Consider the following 15,945-nt stretch of genomic DNA (forward strand, 5'->3'; position numbering starts at 1 on the left):
TTTTCTTTGAATCCATAATCGACACGGTTTTTCAGGTCGGTGGCTAGCCTGAGTTACCTCGCCCTAACCCTCTCCCGGAGGGAGAGGGGACTGAATGGGGAATATTCCAGAGTTACGCCGACTTGAGAGATTTTCTCCGAATCCATAATCGACACGGTTTTTCAGGTCGATGGATAGCCTGAGTCACCTCGCCCTCTCCCGGAGGGTGAGGGAACTGAATGGGGAATATTCCAGAGTTACGCCGACTTGAGAGATTTTCTCCGAATCCATAATCGACACGGTTTTTCAGGTCGGTGGATAGCCTGAGTCACCTCGGTCGGCCCCCTCTCCCTCGGGGAGAGGGCTGGGGTGAGGGAAAGCTTTTACAGGCGTTGCACGGTCACGGCACCTGCCGCCCCTACAGGCCCAGGCTGACCGTCCACCCCAGCCTTGCCACTCTTGCCGCCATCGGCGCGATACACCAGGCAGCCCTTGGACTTGCCACCCTTGCCTGCCTTGCCGCCCACACCCGCCGGCCCACCGGCGCCGCCAGCCACATTGACCTTGATCAGCTCGGCTGGAAACTCACGCGGCACTTCAAGGCGAACCAGCGCCCCCGGTGCGCCCGGCTGACCGTCGCTGCCGTTGCTGCCATCAAAACCGTGCCCGGCCGAGCCATACGTGCAGCCCGGATCTTCCCCGTTTCCGCCATCAAGCCCAACAAAACCCGGCGCACCGGTGCCGCCACGGGCATCGACCAACAGTTGCGGCGCGTTCAATGCCTTGAACTGCAGATTCAGATTGCGCCCCGCACGGGCGGCTTTTTCGTAAGTCCCCGGCGCACCGCGCGCGGTGATCTGGCTGCCATCGCTCAGTTCTGCGCGAATGACTTTCATGTCCAAAGCCTGTTCGCCCGGCACGATCGCGATGCGCGCTTCATGGCCCAGACGCAGTTCACCGACGCTCAGCTCTGTCACGTTCGATGGAATCAGCAACGTGCCGTAATCGGCGACTTCCAGTTTTTCCAGCTGCAAGGTGCCGGCCGTGTTGGGCAAACGCATCAGCGAATTGGCTTCGACGCTGACCACCTGAGCGCAGGCCAGTGGACTGATGAATGCAGCGAGCAAGCAGAGTTTACGCATGGGAAGAAGCCTCCGGAGCGGCCGGGGCCGGGATGGTTTGCAGGTGAAATACGCCAAAAAGCAGAATGCGAGCACGGTCACGCCAAGGATGCGCACGACCCTTGAGGCTGCGATTGCACAGCAGCACTTCAAGCACATGAATGAACAACAACAGACCGCCAGCCAGATTGACCAGCAGGTGTAGCGGATGTACGAACGGCACCAGTTGATTGGCCAGCACCACACAGCAGAACAGCAGGGTCAATAACCGCCCCAGCCCCCAGAACACTTTCATACGCTCCCCCGTGTTGCGAATTATTCTTTGCATGCACAGTAACGGCTTCTGCGGGGGATAAGCCAGAGGCGCAAATGAAAAAACTTCTGCCAAACGCTGGATGGCTGCCGAGGCGACGATGATCGTCACCCGGCAGCTCTAGCCCGTGGCCTTCAGACACGTCCTAACGATTGATGTGCAACTCCACGCGACGGTTTTTCGCGCGCCCCTCGTCGGTGGCGTTATCGGCGACCGGCTCGCTTTCACCGCGCCCTTCACTGGTGAGTTTGTTCGGCGCCAGACCTTGGCTCAGCAGATACGCCGCGACACTGCTCGCACGGCGTTCCGACAAGGCCTGGTTGTAAGCATCCGAACCTTTGCTGTCGGTATGACCGACGACTTTGATACTGACCACGTCGGCATTGCGCAATTTGTCCATCAGCGTATCGAGTTGCGCTTTCGCTGACGGGGTCAGGTCGGACTTGTCGAAATCAAAGAGGACGTTGCCGGCATCGCTGAGGGTGATCACTTCAGTCTGCGGCGCCGGCTCGGGTACTTTCTCGGTGACTGGATATTGCGGCAGCGGGCAACCACGGTGGTCGACCGGGGTATTGGCTGGTGTATCCGGGCAACGGTCGCGGCGGTCGAATACGCCGTCGCCGTCTTCATCGCCGTCCTGGGCATAACAGATCAGTCCGCCGGTAAGAATCCCCAGCGCTGCGCCGCCACCGGCCCAGCCACCACTTTCGATGGCGCCGAGACCGCCACCGACCAGCCCGCCGATAAGGCTGCAGATCGGCCACGTACGTTGATTGAGGGGTGCAGTGCCATCGCTGTGGGTGGCGCAACCGGTGAGCAAGCTGCCTAGCAGTAGCACCGGCAAGACGGACCTTGAGAAACCAGTCATTGTGAAAGCTCCTGTGTCACCGGCCCATACCGGTTACACAGGAGTAAAGACCCGCATCCGCGACTGCACAAGCCGCGGATGCGAGAGGTCTAGCGGACGATTTTGATTTCGGTACGACGGTTTTGCGCGCGACCATCAGCGGTTTTGTTATCGGCGACAGGCTGGCTTTCACCCAGACCGGATACCGAAACGAAGCTGGCGCGCGGCACACCTTGCTGAATCAGGTATTCAACCACCGAGTGCGCACGACGATCCGACAGTTTTTTGTTGTAGGCATCGCTGCCGACGCTATCGGTGTGACCGGTCACGGTCAGTTGCGCAGTAGAAGATTCCTGTTTCAGGCGCGTGGCAACCTTGTCGAGCACTTGTTTGTCAGAACCGGTCAGCGTGGCTTTGTCGAACTGGAAGTGCACGTCACGAATAACAATGGTTTCTTCCTTGACCACTACTGCTTCTTCAACCACAGCTGCCGGGGCTGGTGGAGGGCAACCGTCAGCATCGACCTGCACGCCTTTAGGCGTGTGCGGGCACTTGTCGCGACTGTCCGGCACGCCATCGCCGTCCTCGTCGCCATCACCGTGAACCCAGCAATAGGCCGCTGCCGTACCGCCGACCACCAACGCTCCATACCCCGCCCACGCCGAGCTTTCCGTCGCGCCGAGACCCGCCCCCACAACACCACCGACCGCCGCACAGGTCGGCCAGTCGGTTTTTTGCAAACCTGCGCAACCAGTCAACACACTGGTTAGCAGAATCAAAGGTAATGCTGTCCGAACTATGCTCATCTGGTTTTCTCCTGAGGGATCGGCTTAGAACCGATTCAGGGAGTAAAGACCGGAGTTTTAATCTCCGCCAGCAATAGGCCACTGCCGTTTGCGACCGTGTTCACAGGACTTCGCCGCTTTGCTCGCAAAGCGGCGGCACAGGGCTCTTTGCCGGCGCAGTCAGGCAGGCTAGTCTTGGCGGTCTGATTGAGGAGCTTCGATGAACGTCGCCATTTCTTCCCGCACGCCGCAACAGGCGTTGGCCGCTTTGCTGGATCGCTACGCCCCGGCGCGTTTGCTGTTGATTGGCGCCAGTGAGTTTCCGGCCTTGACGGCTTTTAAAGAGGCCCACCCGGACTGCTGCGTGGCCCATGCCAAGCCGGGGATTCTGCCCGCCGAATTGGCAGCGCAGCGATTCGATCTGGCACTGGTGGTCGATTGCCTGGAACATCTGCCCAAGCGCGATGGCCTGAATCTGTTGGGCGGGATTCGCAATCTGAACGCCAGCCGTATTGCGGTGGTGGCGGATCTGGCCGCCTGTGGCTGGCAGGAAACCGATTTCTATTCGCTGGCCCTGCAAGCCAGCGAGCGCTTTCAACGCGAAGATCAAGTGCTGACGCTGTTCACCTACGATCTGCTTGAATACAAACAAGTCCCCGACTGGCTCAACTCACGGTTCTGGGCCAATCCGGAAAACTTCGGCAAATACTGGTGGTAATGCAATGAGTACAGCCATTTGCCCGTGCGGCAGCGGTAATCTGCTGGAGGCCTGCTGCGGCCATTATCACGAAGGCCATCCGGCCCCGTGCGCCGAAGCCTTGATGCGTTCGCGCTACAGCGCCTACGTGCTGGGGCTGATCGACTATCTGCAGGCAACCACCCTGCCCGCCCAGCAATCGGGGCTGGATCTTCAGTCGATCAGCAACTGGAGCGCGCAAAGTACCTGGCTCGGCCTCAAGGTCGAAAGTTCGGAAGTCTTCGGCGGTCAGCCGGAACACGCCTTTGTCACCTTCACTGCACGCTGGCATGACAGCCAGGGCGAACACAGCCATCGCGAGCGTTCCTCGTTTGTACAGAATGCCGGGCGTTGGTACTTCATCGACCCGACAGTGCAGTTGAAGCTCGGGCGTAATGACAGTTGCCCTTGTGCCAGCGGGCAAAAGTTCAAGAAGTGCTGTGCGGGGTATTTCGGCGCTTGAGGTTGAAAATCAAAAGATCGCAGCCTGCGGCAGCTTCTACAGGGTTACGGGATCTCATGCAGGAGCTGCCGAAGGCTGCGATCTTTTAGGACTAGACTGAGCACCAAAGGGAGTTCTCACATGCTCGGTTGCAGCCGCACATTCCAGTTCTTAATGCTGATGCTGATGCTGAACCTCGGCGGCTGCGCCTCATGGTTGAGCGACGACAGCGTCGACCCCGCCGTGCATCTGGTGAAAGTCGAAGTGGTGCGCGCCAAACTGCTCGAACAGAAATTCATCCTGCACTTTCGTATCGACAATCCCAACGACAGTGATCTGACTGTGCGTGGCCTGGAATACCGCATCCATCTGGCCGACATGCTGCTGGCCGAAGGTGAGCATGAACACTGGATCACCGTCGCGCCGAAAAGCAGTTCGTTCTACAAAATACCGATCCGCACCAATCTGTGGCCGAAGGTAAAAGAGGTGGTGAAAATGCTGAAAAGCCCTAACCAGCAGATTCCCTATCGCTTGCAGGGTGAAATGGAAACCGGTTTATTCATCGCCCACTACGTGCACCTTGAGCGCAATGGCGTGATAATCCCCGCCGATTTTATTCCGGAGCAACACCGATGACTCAGCAACCTCATGTCCATGGCCCTGACTGCAACCACGATCATGACCATGACCACCATCACGATCATGACCACGGCCACGTTCACGGCCCGAACTGCGGCCACGCCCATCAGGAACCGGTGCGCAACGCCTTGAAAGACGTCGGCCGCAACGACCCTTGCCCATGCGGCAACGGCAAGAAATTCAAGAAGTGCCACGGCGCTTGATGCTCGAGGCGAAGAAAGTCTTCGCCTGACCTGCCGTCTTCGCGAGCAGGCTCGCTCCCACAGTTGATCTGCGTCGACCCCGATGTTTGTGGGTCTTTGCAGACTTTGTGGGAGCTGGCTTGCCAGCACCCACAAAGGCCGGTGTTTCAGCAGCAATGCAATGTGGGAGCGAGCCTGCTCGCGAAGAGGCCAGCACATTCAACAGAGATTTTCAGCCTGCCGCCAGAATCCGCGAACAACTGACCACCGTCGCATACTCCCCGTGCAAATTCCCCAGCGACATCCCGTGCACGTCTTCAGCCGTACGCAACGTGCCGAAGTAATCGGCCTTGTCGAAGGTGAAGCAGGCATCCTCCGCCACCCACGCCTCAAACCCCAGATTGCCCGCCGTGCGCGCCGTGGACTCCACCGAATTGTGGGTGGCCACGCCGACGATGACCAATTGCCCGATCCCCGCCTCACGCAACCGCGTCTCCAGCCCGCTGGCACAAAACGCATCCGGCACGTGTTTCTGGATCAGCCATTCGCCGTCCTGCGGCAAAAACCTTTGCTGAAACTCCACCCCTTCCTGTTCGGGCCAGAACACCGAACCCGGCTCTCGTGATAGATGCTGCACATGGATGAGCGGCCGCCCGCTGCGCCGCCAAAGCCCCAGCAGATCAAGGATTCGCTCTTCAGCCTGCGGATTATTGCGCCGCCCCAATCGCGGCTGCAGGATGCCTTTTTGCTGGTCGATGATGATCAGTGCTGCATTGGCCTGAAGCTCCATGACGATTTTTCTCACGTGCGGTCATTGAATTTTCCGCACTTGAGCATCACTTGCTTCTACTAAGCAAGTCATCGAACACACAGGACGACCTGATGCCGGCGTTTGCTGTCCGCACGTAAGCCATTTTCTGTTTTGGAGCTTTCCATGATCGACCTGTATTACTGGACCACACCCAACGGCCACAAAATCTCGCTGTTCCTCGAAGAAGCCGGCCTGCCGTACAAAGTCCACCCGATCAACATCAGCCAAGGGGAACAGTTTCAGCCACACTTTCTGAAAATCGCCCCGAACAACCGCATTCCGGCCATCGTCGACCACACACCTGCCGATGGCGGTGAGCCGTTGTCGCTGTTCGAGTCCGGGGCGATTCTTTTGTATCTGGCGGAGAAAACCGGTCAGTTCCTGCCCAAGGATCTGCGTGGCCGGCAAACGGCGTTGCAGTGGTTGTTCTGGCAAATGGGCGGTTTGGGCCCGATGGCCGGGCAGAATCATCACTTCAGCCAGTTCGCGCCGGAGAAAATCCCCTACGCGATCAAACGCTACATTGATGAGACGGCGCGCCTGTACGGAGTTCTGAACAAACAATTGGCCGATAACGCGTTTGTAGCGGGCAGTGAATACAGCATTGCCGATATGGCGATTTATCCGTGGATCGTCTCGCACAAGTGGCAGAGCCAGAATCTGGAGGACTTCCCGCATGTGCAGCGCTGGTTCAACCAGATCAAGGACCGGCCAGCGACGGTGAAGGCGTATGCGCTGGTGCAACAGGTCAACCCACCAAAACCCTAATCCCGAGTGAGCGGGCTTTTGTGGCTAGGGGATTTAGCGAAACGTCGCACCGCCCCGTTGGGCTGCGAATTCCTGCTACCAGGATGTGTCTGACACACCGTGATTGCAGGTTTTGGGGCTGCTTCGCTGCCCAACGGGGATAAATCCCCTCGCCACGGGTATGTGATCTGTTCCAGGGTGTTGTTTATCAGACAAATCCTGAAATAACCCCCGCCCCCGCTTGCGCGGCATCCTCCTGCTCACTAACGTAGCGCCTTTACTGACGCTACCCCCCGCAGGAGCTTTGCCATGGCCTCGCCAGCCCTTACTCATTTTCTTCCCCGGTTCGGCGTTGCCGCAGCAGTGGCCGGTGTCTTGGGCCTGTCTGGTTGCCAGACCTGGAACGCTCAGGACACCCTCCCGCCTACCTCCGGCGTACAGCCGCTGAAGGGTTTGGCGCAGAACGTTTCGGTACGGCGCAATGCCATGGGCATGCCGCTGATCGAAAGCAACACCTTCCATGACGCACTGTTCAGCCTCGGCTACGTCCACGCCAGCGACCGTATCAATCAGATGGTCACCCTGCGGCTGTTGGCACAGGGCCGTTTGGCGGAAATGTCCGGCGCCTCGATGCTCGATGCCGACCGCTACATGCGCGCGGTCAACCTGAAGAAAAGCGCCGGTGAGTTGTACAAAGCCTCGTCGCCACGGCTTAAACGCTTCTTTGAAGTCTATGCGCGGGGCGTCAACGCCTATCTGTTCCGCTACGCCGATAAGCTGCCGGGCGACCTCGCCTCCAGCGGCTACAAACCGGAATACTGGAAACCGGAAGATTCGGCGCTGATTTTCGCCCTGCTGAATTTCAGTCAGTCGGCCAACCTGCCGGAAGAAATTTCCGCGCTGGTGCTCGCGCAAACCGTGAACACCGACAAACTCGCCTGGCTGACCCCATCGGCACCGGACGAAAAACTGCCGCTGGCCGAAGCCGACAAGCTGCAAGGTCTCAAGCTCAACGGACAAATCCCCGGCCTCAGCGAACTGAACAACGCCAGTCAACAACTGTCAGCGCTGAATCTGCTCGGCACCACCTCTTCGAACAACTGGGCCATTGCCCCGCAACGCAGTCGCAGCGGCAAAAGCCTTCTCGCCAGCGACAGCCATGGCCCGTTGGCCGCGCCGTCGCTGTGGAGTTTTGTGCAGATCCGCGCACCGAAGTATCAGGCCGCCGGCGTCACCATCGCCGGTTTACCGATCGTACTGGGCGGTTTCAACGGCAAAGTCGCTTGGAGCATGACCAGCGTGCTCGGCGACAACCAGGATCTGTTCCTGGAAAAAATTCGGCGTCAGGGCAACAGCCTGACCTACGAGGTCAACGGCAAATGGCAACCGCTGGGCGTACGCAACGAAACCTATTTCGTCAAAGGCCAGCGGCCGGTTCGCGAAGCGGTGTACGAAACCCGTCACGGCGCGTTGCTCAATAGCACCCAGGCTGCCACGCAGGGCAACGGCTTCGGTGTGGCCTTGCAGACACCGAGCTTCACCGACGACAAGTCGCTGGACGCGTTTTTTGATCTGACTCGTGCGCAAACGGTTGAACGCGCGTCGGACGCGAGCCGGGAAATCCGCGCCATCGCACTGAACCTGGTGTTCGCCGATGCGAGCAATATCGGCTGGCAAGTCACCGGGCGTTTCCCTAACCGTCGTGAAGGCGAAGGCCTGCTGCCATCGCCGGGCTGGGAAGGTCGTTACGATTGGGACGGTTACGCTGACCCGATGCTGCACCCCTACGATCAGGACCCGGCGCAAGGCTGGCTCGGCACCGCCAACCAGCGCGTTATTCCTCACGGTTACGGCATGCAGTTGTCCAACTCCTGGGCCGCCCCGGAGCGTGGCGAACGCTTGGCTGAACTGGCCGCCAGCGCCAAACACGACAGCCGCAGCGTGATCGCCATGCAGTATGACCAAACCACTACGTTCGCCGCCAAGCTGAAGAAAATGTTCGAAGCGCCGGGCATGAAACAACCGCTGAAACAGGCGATCGATGCCCTGCCGGAAGCGGATCGCAGCAAGGCGCGCGAAGCGTTTACCCGCCTGATGGCCTTCGACGGCAAACTCAGCCCGACCTCGGCGGATGCGGCGATCTACGAGCTGTTCCTGCAAGAAAGCATGAAGCAGATCTTCCTCGACGAACTCGGCCCCGAGTCCAGCGCGGCGTGGAAAGCGTTCATCGCTAACGGTGATTTGTCCTACTCGGCGCAGGCCGATCACCTGTTGGGGCGTGAAGACAGTCCGTTCTGGGATGACATCCGCACTCCGCAGAAAGAAGACAAAGCAGTGATTCTCGCGCGCAGCCTAGCGGCGGCAATCAGTGCCGGCGACAGTCAGTTGGGTGGCGATCACAAAGCCTGGCAGTGGGGCAAACTGCACCGCTACGAGTGGAAAAATGCCAACGGCCAGACCGTTCGCGGGCCGCTCGCAGCGGGTGGCGATCACACGACACTGAACACCGCCGCGTTCGCCTGGGGCCAGGACTTCACGACCACGCGTGCACCGTCGATGCGTTTTATCGTCGACTTCGGCCAGGCTGAGCCGTTGATGGGGCAGAACGGTACGGGTCAGTCGGGGAATCCGGTGAGTCCGAATTACCTCAATGGCATTGATGCGTGGCTGAAGGGGCAGTACATCGGGTTGCCGATGCAGCCGCAAAACTTTGATCGGGTGTACGGTAAAACCCGCCTGACCCTCACCCCGGGCAAATAAACCGCACGTTCAAAAGATCGCAGCCTGCGGCAGCTCCTACACAGATCAATGTAGGAGCTGCCGCAGGCTGCGATCTTTTGCTTTTCAGCCCCGCGAAAAAGTCGATAGAACTTCCGGCCCGGCGCCAGCCTCATAGCTAACAAGCCCCCCATTCTGGTAACGACATGGACCTTGTTATCGCGCGCCCCGAAGGACTTTATTGCCCTGCGGGTGATTTCTATATCGACCCCTGGCACCCCGTCGAGCGCTCGGTGATTACTCATGCCCACGGCGATCACGCGCGCACCGGCAACCAGCATTACCTCTCCAGCAGCGCCAGCGAAGGGATTTTGCGTGCGCGTCTGGGTCAAGACATCAACCTGCAAACCCTCGCCTACGGCCAGCGCCTGACCCACCACGGCGTCACCCTGAGTTTCCATCCGGCCGGCCACGTTCTCGGCTCAGCGCAAGTTCGCCTCGAATATGGCGGAGAAGTCTGGGTTGCCTCCGGCGATTACAAAATCGAACCGGACGGCACCTGCGCGCCCTTCGAACCGGTGCGCTGCCACACCTTCATCACCGAATCGACCTTCGGCCTGCCGATCTATCGCTGGCAGCCGCAGGCGCAAGTGTTCGACGAGATCAATCAGTGGTGGTCGGCGAACATCGCTGCCGGCAAGGCCAGCGTGCTGTTCTGCTACTCGTTCGGCAAGGCCCAGCGAATTCTCCATGGCATCGACGCCAGTCTCGGCCCGATCCTCAGCCATGGCGCCGTTGAGCCGCTGAACCGGGTGTATCGCGACGCCGGCGTATACCTGCCGCCGACGATCTACGCGGGCGACGTGACCAAGAACGACCCGTTATTGCGTCAGGCGCTGGTCATCGCCCCGCCCTCGGCCGGCGGCAGTAGCTGGATGCGCCGTTTCGGCGAGTACAGCGATGCGTTCGCCAGTGGCTGGATGCGCTTGCGTGGCACCCGTCGGCGGCGTGGCGTTGATCGCGGCTTCGTGCTCTCGGATCATGCCGACTGGCCCGGCCTGCTCTGGGCAATCAACCAGACCGGCGCGGAACGGGTGATGGTCACCCACGGCTCGATTGGCGTGCTGGTGCGGCATTTGCGCGAACAGGGTCTCGATGCCCAAGGTTTCAACACTGAGTACGGCGATGACGAAGAAGACAACATCGCCGCCGAGCCCCCCATCGCTGAGGCATCTGTATGAAGGCCTTCGCCGAGCTGTACGCCGAACTCGACGCCACCACTTCAAGCAACGCCAAGCTGGCGGCAATGCAGGCTTACTTCGCCCAGGCGGCGCCGCAAGACGCGGCGTGGGCAGTGTACTTTTTGTCCGGCGGGCGGCCCCGGCAATTGGTGCCGGTGCGCATCCTTCGCGAGCTGGCGGTCGAGTTGTCGGGCCTGCAACCGTGGCTGTTCGAGGAAAGCTATCAAGCGGTCGGCGATCTAGCGGAGACCATCTCGCTGGTACTGCCGGAAAACCTGCACAGCTCCGACGCCGGCCTCGCCGAATGGATCGAGGACAAACTGCTGCCGCTGCGCGGTGAAACCCCGGAGTACCTGTCGCGACAACTGCCTGAGCTGTGGGCGCAACTCGACCGGCCGAGCCTGATGTTGTGTATCAAGCTGATCACCGGCAGCTTTCGCGTCGGCGTGTCGAAGTTGCTGGTGACCCGTGCTCTGGCCTCGATGGCAGGCCTGGACAGCAAACGCGTGGCACAGCGCCTGGTTGGGTACACCGACCTGTCGAACCGGCCGAACGCGGCCAGTTACCTGAAACTCATTGCTCCGGAATCCGCCGACGAACATGCCCAGCGCGGCGGCCAGCCGTACCCGTTTTTCCTCGCGCATGCCTTGTCGCAACCGGTTGAGGAGTTTGAAGCATTGATCGGCCCGGCCAGCGATTGGCAGATCGAATGGAAGTGGGACGGCATTCGCGCGCAGGTGGTCAAGCGCGAAGGCAAACTGTGGGTCTGGTCGCGCGGTGAAGAGCTGGTCACCGAGCGCTTTCCCGAACTGGACGTACTGGTGCACGGTTTGCCCGACGGCACAGTGATCGACGGCGAAATCGTTGTGTGGAAAAGCACTCACCCCACCACTGAAGATGCCTTCGACCCGCAATCCGACCAACCGCCAGCGGTGCAGCCGTTCGCCCTGTTGCAACAGCGCATTGGCCGCAAAACCCTCGACAAGAAAATTCTCGAAGAAGTACCGGTGGTGGTGCTCGCCTACGATCTGCTGGAATGGCAGGGCGAAGACTGGCGCAATCAGCCGCAGGCCAAACGCCGTGCGCAACTCGAAGAAGTCGTCGCGCGCTGTAACAGCCCGGTGTTGCTGCCCTCGCCCGTGCTGACCGGTACCGACTGGTTTGACCTCGCCCGCCAGCGCGAGGCCTCTCGGCGTTTGGGCGTCGAAGGCATGATGCTCAAGGCGCGCGATGCGCTGTATGGCGTCGGCCGCACCAAAGACATGGGCGTCTGGTGGAAATGGAAGGTCGATCCGTTCAGCGTCGATGCGGTGTTGATCTACGCCCAGCGCGGCCACGGTCGCCGAGCCAGTTTGTACAGCGATTACACCTTTGCCGTGTGGGACGGCCCGCCGGAGTCGAGCCAGCGGGCGCTTGTGCCGTTTGCCAAGGCCTATTCGGGACTGACGGATGCGGAGATGCGCGAAGTCGACAGCATCGTGCGCAAGACCACCGTGGAAAAATTCGGTCCGGTGAGCAGTGTGAAGCCGAGCCTGGTGTTCGAACTGGGCTTTGAAGGGATTGCCCTGTCGCGACGGCACAAAAGCGGGATCGCGGTGCGGTTCCCGAGGATGTTGCGTTGGCGGCAGGATAAGACCGTCGAGGAAGCGGATAGCCTCGCCACGCTGCAAGACCTCCTCGCCTAAACCTCTTCTCCGATGCAACGCATCCCCCTGTGGTGAGGGGGATTTATCCCCTCACCACAGGGAAATTCCATCCCGCAAAACCTGGGGCTTGATCCGAAAGGGTGCAACGAAATCGCAATGCCCATTTCCGGGCATTCAATCGCCCTCATCCCTCCCCGCCCAACCTTTTAAAACACTTGTTCGGGACTCTGGTTCGGAAATTGCTACTTTCTATAGGTCGTACGCGTTGCAGTAACAATAATTCTGCGCCACAAGCGCTCATATTGGTTCTTAGGGATTGAATAATGAAAAAAGCATTGCTGACCCTTTCTGCACTGGCGTTGTGCATGGCCGCCGGCTCCGCGCTGGCCAAGGAATACAAAGAGCTGCGCTTTGGCGTTGACCCTTCGTACGCACCGTTCGAGTCGAAAGCGGCCGACGGCAGCCTGGTCGGGTTCGATATCGATCTGGGCAACGCGATCTGCGCCGAACTGAAGGTCAAGTGCAAGTGGGTCGAAAGTGACTTTGACGGCATGATTCCGGGCCTCAAAGCCAATAAATTCGACGGTGTGATCTCGTCGATGACCGTGACGCCAGCCCGCGAAAAAGTCATCGACTTCTCCAGCGAGCTGTTTTCCGGCCCGACCGCTTACGTGTCGAAGAAAGGTTCCGGTATCACCGCAGACGTCGCCTCGCTGAAAGGCAAAACCGTCGGTTACGAGCAAGGCACCATTCAGGAAGCCTACGCCAAAGCCGTTCTGGACAAGGCTGGCGTGAAAACCCAGGCCTATCAGAACCAGGATCAGGTGTATTCCGACCTGACCTCCGGCCGTCTCGATGCGGGCATTCAGGACATGCTGCAAGCCGAACTGGGCTTTTTGAAGTCGCCACAGGGCGCCGACTATGACGTCAGCAAGCCAGTCGACAACGAATTGCTGCCAGCCAAAACCGCTGTCGGTATTAAGAAAGGTAACACTGAGCTGAAAGCGCTTTTAGATAAAGGTATCAAAGCGTTACACGATGACGGCAAATACGCCGAGATTCAAAAGAAACACTTTGGCGATCTGGTTCTGTACAGCGGCAAATAATGCCTCGGCGCCCATCCTCGATGGGCGCCTTTTCCATCCGCTCAGGTTGCTGATTTATGTTCGAAAACCTCTTACAAAATCTGGGGCTCTCCGCCTTCAGCCTCAAGGGTTTCGGCCCTTTGCTGTTGGAAGGTACCTGGATGACCATCAAATTATCGGCGTTGTCGCTGCTGGTGGCCGTGTTGCTCGGCCTTATCGGCGCCAGTGCCAAGCTGTCGAAAGTCAAACTGGTGCGCCTGCCCGCCCAGCTCTACACCACGCTGATTCGCGGGGTGCCGGATCTGGTGCTGATGCTGTTGATCTTCTACAGCCTGCAAACCTGGCTGACGACACTCACCGACTACATGGAATGGGAATACATCGAAATCGACCCGTTCAGCGCTGGCGTGCTGACCCTCGGCTTCATCTATGGTGCGTATTTCACCGAAACCTTCCGTGGCGCGATCCTCGCGGTGCCGCGCGGTCAGGTCGAAGCGGCCACCGCGTATGGCCTTAAACGCGGCCAGCGCTTTCGCTTCGTGGTGTTCCCGCAAATGATGCGTTTTGCCCTGCCGGGCATCGGCAATAACTGGATGGTGATGCTCAAGGCCACCGCGCTGGTCTCGATCATCGGCCTGGCCGATTTGGTCAAAGCAGCGCAAGACGCCGGCAAAAGCACCTATCAACTGTTTTACTTCCTGGTTCTCGCCGCGTTGATCTATCTGTTGATCACCAGTGCCTCGAACTTCATCCTGCGCCGTCTCGAACGCCGCTACGCCGCCGGTGCCCGGGAGGCCGTACGATGATCGAACTTCTACAGGAATACTGGAAAGCCTTCCTTTATACCGACGGGCAAAACATTACCGGACTGGCGATGACGATGTGGCTGCTCAGCGCATCGATCTTCATCGGTTTCCTTGTGTCGATTCCGTTGTCGATCGCTCGCGTCTCGTCGCACTTCTACATTCGCTGGCCGGTGCAGTTTTATACGTACCTGTTCCGTGGCACGCCGTTGTATATCCAATTGCTGATCTGCTACACCGGGATTTACAGCCTCGCCGCCGTGCGTGCGCAGCCGATCCTCGACAGTTTCTTTCGCGATGCGATGAACTGCACGATCCTGGCTTTTGCCCTGAACACCTGCGCCTACACCACGGAGATTTTTGCCGGGGCGATTCGCAGCATGAACCACGGCGAAGTCGAAGCTGCCAAGGCCTATGGCCTGACCGGCTGGAAGCTGTATGCCTACGTGATCATGCCGTCGGCACTGCGCCGCTCGTTGCCGTATTACAGCAACGAAGTGATCCTCATGCTGCACTCGACCACCGTGGCCTTCACCGCGACCATCCCCGATATCCTGAAAGTCGCCCGGGACGCCAACTCGGCGACCTTCCTGACGTTTCAGTCGTTCGGTATCGCCGCACTGATCTACCTGACCATTACCTTTGCGCTGGTCGGCCTGTTCCGCCTCGCCGAACGCCGATGGCTGGCCTTCCTCGGCCCGACTCACTAGGACACCTTTGCAATGCGCCACCAGATCCATGAGCTGCTGGCCCCACTGCCGGGGACAGCACGACAGATTCACAGCTTCCACTTCGGCCCGGAGCAGGCCAAAGGCAAAATCTACATCCAGTCGTCACTGCACGCCGATGAACTGCCCGGCATGCTCGTCGCCTGGCACCTCAAGCAACGTCTGGCGGAGCTGGAAGCCGCCGGGCGCCTGCGCAGCGAAATCGTGCTGGTGCCGGTGGCCAACCCGGTCGGCCTCGAACAAGTGCTGATGGACGTGCCGCTGGGCCGCTACGAACTGGAGAGCGGGCAGAACTTCAACCGCTGGTTCGTCGACCTCAGCGAAGAAATCGGCAACGCCATCGAGGGCAAGCTGAACGACAATCCACAGCACAACCTCGAATTGATCCGCACACATCTGCGCGACGCCCTCGCTCGCCAGACCGCCAGCACCCAATTGCAATCCCAGCGCCTGACCCTGCAACGGCTGGCCTGCGACGCCGACATGGTGCTGGACCTGCACTGCGATTTCGAATCGGTGGTGCACCTTTACACCACGCCCGAAGCCTGGCCACAGGTCGAACCGCTGGCGCGCTACATCGAGTCTCAAGCAAGCCTGTTGGCCACCGATTCCGGCGGCCAGTCGTTCGATGAATGCTTCACCCTGCTGTGGTGGCAATTGAAGGAACGCTTCGGCGAACACTTTGAAATTCCGCTGGGCAGCTTTTCCGTGACCGTCGAATTGCGCGGCCAGGGTGACGTCAATCATCCGATGGCCAGCCGCGACTGCCAGGCACTGATCGATTATCTGATCCAGTCAGATGCGATTGTCGGCGAGACAAAACCACAGCCGCCGCTGCGGTATCCCGCCACGCCACTGGCAGGTGTGGAACCGGTGATCACGCCGGTCGGTGGTCTGCTGGTGTACACGGCGGTTGCCGGCCAGTACCTGGAGGCCGGGCAGCAAATCGCCGAAATCATCGACCCGATCAACGACCGCGTCACCCCCATTCATTGCATCTGCGCCGGCGTGATGTACGCCCGCTCGCTGCGACGCATGGCCACGGCCGGCATGGTCATCGCCCACGTCGCGGGCGCCGAAGCGTATCGCAGCGGCTACCTACTTTCGCCTTGAGGATGTCTG

At 59.7% G+C, this 15,945-nt stretch carries 17 protein-coding genes; 12 read left to right on the forward strand and 5 right to left on the reverse strand.

Annotated features, from left to right (window positions below; all coding sequences use genetic code 11):
• Nucleotides 1–362: 362 nt before the first annotated feature.
• From JFT81_RS13440 to JFT81_RS13455, 4 genes are all read right to left on the reverse strand, one after another.
• Nucleotides 363–1,121 (reverse strand): collagen-like protein, encoded by a 759-nt coding sequence (locus JFT81_RS13440; protein WP_201227682.1) that lies wholly within the window; start codon nucleotides 1,119–1,121, stop codon nucleotides 363–365.
• Nucleotides 1,114–1,395: a DUF1145 domain-containing protein gene (locus tag JFT81_RS13445; RefSeq protein WP_201227683.1), complete on the reverse strand. Its 282-nt coding sequence runs from the start codon at nucleotides 1,393–1,395 to the stop codon at nucleotides 1,114–1,116. The genes JFT81_RS13440 and JFT81_RS13445 overlap by 8 nt, the downstream gene beginning before the upstream one ends.
• 163 nt (nucleotides 1,396–1,558) lie before the next feature.
• Nucleotides 1,559–2,281, reverse strand: coding sequence for an OmpA family protein (locus JFT81_RS13450; protein ID WP_201227684.1), 723 nt, complete (start codon nucleotides 2,279–2,281; stop codon nucleotides 1,559–1,561).
• Nucleotides 2,282–2,370: 89 nt separating this feature from the next.
• Entirely contained in the window at nucleotides 2,371–3,066 is a 696-nt protein-coding gene (locus JFT81_RS13455) for an OmpA family protein (RefSeq protein WP_201227685.1), read from the reverse strand.
• Nucleotides 3,067–3,265: 199 nt separating this feature from the next.
• Here JFT81_RS13455 and JFT81_RS13460 point away from each other — a divergent pair, with 199 nt between their 5' ends.
• From JFT81_RS13460 to JFT81_RS13475, 4 genes are all read left to right on the forward strand, one after another.
• Nucleotides 3,266–3,763, forward strand: a complete 498-nt coding sequence (locus JFT81_RS13460; protein ID WP_201227686.1) for a DUF6231 family protein — start codon at nucleotides 3,266–3,268, stop codon at nucleotides 3,761–3,763.
• 4 nt (nucleotides 3,764–3,767) lie between these two features.
• Entirely contained in the window at nucleotides 3,768–4,244 is a 477-nt protein-coding gene (locus tag JFT81_RS13465; protein WP_201227687.1) for a YchJ family protein, read from the forward strand.
• 120 nt (nucleotides 4,245–4,364) lie between these two features.
• Nucleotides 4,365–4,859, forward strand: a complete 495-nt coding sequence (locus JFT81_RS13470; RefSeq protein WP_201227688.1) for an LEA type 2 family protein — start codon at nucleotides 4,365–4,367, stop codon at nucleotides 4,857–4,859.
• On the forward strand, nucleotides 4,856–5,065 hold the full coding sequence (locus JFT81_RS13475) for an SEC-C metal-binding domain-containing protein (protein ID WP_008083915.1): 210 nt from the start codon (nucleotides 4,856–4,858) through the stop codon (nucleotides 5,063–5,065). Before JFT81_RS13470 ends, JFT81_RS13475 begins: the two co-directional genes overlap by 4 nt.
• Nucleotides 5,066–5,276: 211 nt before the next feature.
• On the opposite strand, the gene JFT81_RS13480 is transcribed toward JFT81_RS13475, so the two are convergent.
• Complete coding sequence (locus tag JFT81_RS13480; RefSeq protein WP_201228094.1) at nucleotides 5,277–5,834, reverse strand: cysteine hydrolase family protein; 558 nt, start codon at nucleotides 5,832–5,834, stop codon at nucleotides 5,277–5,279.
• Between the two features lie 144 nt (nucleotides 5,835–5,978).
• Between JFT81_RS13480 and JFT81_RS13485 the strand changes: the two genes are divergently transcribed.
• From JFT81_RS13485 to JFT81_RS13520, 8 genes are all read left to right on the forward strand, one after another.
• Nucleotides 5,979–6,623 (forward strand): glutathione binding-like protein, encoded by a 645-nt coding sequence (locus tag JFT81_RS13485; RefSeq protein WP_201227689.1) that lies wholly within the window; start codon nucleotides 5,979–5,981, stop codon nucleotides 6,621–6,623.
• Between the two features lie 288 nt (nucleotides 6,624–6,911).
• Entirely contained in the window at nucleotides 6,912–9,362 is a 2,451-nt protein-coding gene (locus JFT81_RS13490) for a penicillin acylase family protein (RefSeq protein ID WP_201227690.1), read from the forward strand.
• 164 nt (nucleotides 9,363–9,526) lie between these two features.
• Nucleotides 9,527–10,561 carry a ligase-associated DNA damage response exonuclease gene (locus tag JFT81_RS13495; RefSeq protein WP_201227691.1) on the forward strand — a complete coding sequence of 345 codons (1,035 nt, stop codon included), beginning with the start codon at nucleotides 9,527–9,529 and terminating at the stop codon, nucleotides 10,559–10,561.
• Nucleotides 10,558–12,246, forward strand: a complete 1,689-nt coding sequence (locus JFT81_RS13500) for an ATP-dependent DNA ligase (RefSeq protein WP_201227692.1) — start codon at nucleotides 10,558–10,560, stop codon at nucleotides 12,244–12,246. The genes JFT81_RS13495 and JFT81_RS13500 overlap by 4 nt, the downstream gene beginning before the upstream one ends.
• A gap of 284 nt (nucleotides 12,247–12,530) precedes the next feature.
• Nucleotides 12,531–13,313, forward strand: coding sequence for a transporter substrate-binding domain-containing protein (locus JFT81_RS13505; protein ID WP_158832066.1), 783 nt, complete (start codon nucleotides 12,531–12,533; stop codon nucleotides 13,311–13,313).
• Nucleotides 13,314–13,369: 56 nt separating this feature from the next.
• Nucleotides 13,370–14,098: an ABC transporter permease gene (locus JFT81_RS13510; protein WP_201227693.1), complete on the forward strand. Its 729-nt coding sequence runs from the start codon at nucleotides 13,370–13,372 to the stop codon at nucleotides 14,096–14,098.
• Nucleotides 14,095–14,805 (forward strand): ABC transporter permease, encoded by a 711-nt coding sequence (locus JFT81_RS13515; protein WP_201227694.1) that lies wholly within the window; start codon nucleotides 14,095–14,097, stop codon nucleotides 14,803–14,805. The genes JFT81_RS13510 and JFT81_RS13515 overlap by 4 nt, the downstream gene beginning before the upstream one ends.
• A gap of 12 nt (nucleotides 14,806–14,817) precedes the next feature.
• On the forward strand, nucleotides 14,818–15,936 hold the full coding sequence (locus tag JFT81_RS13520; protein WP_201227695.1) for a succinylglutamate desuccinylase/aspartoacylase family protein: 1,119 nt from the start codon (nucleotides 14,818–14,820) through the stop codon (nucleotides 15,934–15,936).
• Nucleotides 15,937–15,945: the final 9 nt, after the last annotated feature.

Source organism: Pseudomonas sp. TH43 (assembly GCF_016650635.1).
Classification (GTDB): domain Bacteria; phylum Pseudomonadota; class Gammaproteobacteria; order Pseudomonadales; family Pseudomonadaceae; genus Aquipseudomonas.